The 1236-nt window shown below is 54.0% G+C and carries 1 protein-coding gene; it reads right to left on the bottom strand.

Features of this window, described 5'->3' with window-relative positions; genetic code table 11:
* Positions 1–71 precede the first annotated feature (71 nt).
* Entirely contained in the window at positions 72–776 is a 705-nt protein-coding gene (locus tag Q0835_RS29930; protein ID WP_298967130.1) for a type IV secretory system conjugative DNA transfer family protein, read from the bottom strand.
* Positions 777–1236 lie beyond the last annotated feature (460 nt).

Genomic DNA, 1236 nt, shown 5'->3' with positions numbered 1-1236 from the left:
GCAAAATCGGATACTCCAAAACCTCTGCCCGCGCATGCAACATCAAACGCTTAGCAATTGTTCAGGGCGAACTATTTCAGGTTCTCTTCCGGCTTGGTGAGAATGCTGCGGACGGCGCGGAGAGATCGTTGACCGGCGGCGTTCTGCTGATCGGAAAAGACAACGTGCGCAATAACACTGGTGATGAGCTGTTCCGCATTGGTGCGGAAGAAGTCATCGGCGCCGGATGCGAGGCGCGGCTTTTCCGACATGAGCCAGGCAGCGACGGTGGCAATGTCCTCTTCAATTGACGATCCGAACTGGCCGACCCAATCCCGAACACTAAATCCGATTTCCGGGTGTTTGGGATCGAGACAGTAAATGTCCTGATCGAGAGACAGGCGGCTGTCACTCACCATTGGCGCTATCTCCGTCGAAGGATCGAGAACGACCATCGAGCCGGGATATTTAAGGCAGGTCGGAATGACCACCGATGTCGTCTTGTAGCCGCCCGATCCGGCAAAGACGATACCGTGTGTGGAACCGAACCCCTGGTCGAAAGCAACGAGGGGAGCCTTGCCGCCTTTGCCCCAGGTCTCTTTATGGCGCGGATCGAAATTGACTTCGGTTACGCTATCCTTGTCGACCCGATAGCGCTCACCCAGGACAATACTGCCTTGCTCAGGAAAGATCTTTGCGGCCGTCGCGTTGTCCATCCAGTCGTTTTCGCCGCGGATGGCCCGTCGGCCGGAAATACGTTTCGGCCAGTTGACGCCGAAAGCCGTGTTGCCTTTCAAACGGACGGAGCGGGTGGAGGCTTGAATGCGCTCCTATCCAAGCGCTGAAGAGAAAGCCGTAGATTGTGGTAAACCGGAGCCGGGCGCGAGGTGGATTAGGCAGTCAACCAGCTTTAGATCGAGGACCCAATTGATAGCAGATCGCCACTGCCATATTTTTTTGAATCACATGGGAATAGGCCGCAGTTTGTTCGCGCGCACACCGATTTGCCCAGGCAGAGCGCTTTGGCGCGTCTCGGATGAAACTTCCGGTGACAAGTTTTACATAAGGAAAACAGAGCTATGAGCGTTTGAACGCCCCGCGTAACTTGTGTTCGCATTTTTTTGCGAATGGGCTAGTCATACATCTACTGAATGGGCTTTTTCAGAAATTGAGATGCGCGCCTAGGTGTTCAGTCCCGGCATTTGATGGATCGGATTAAGTCTGAAACGATCAGGTTCTGAAGTCCATATCTTGCAA

Origin of the sequence: uncultured Roseibium sp. (genome assembly GCF_947499295.1) — a bacterium.
Taxonomy (GTDB): domain Bacteria; phylum Pseudomonadota; class Alphaproteobacteria; order Rhizobiales; family Stappiaceae; genus Roseibium.
This window is presented reverse-complemented; position numbering and strand designations above follow the sequence as displayed.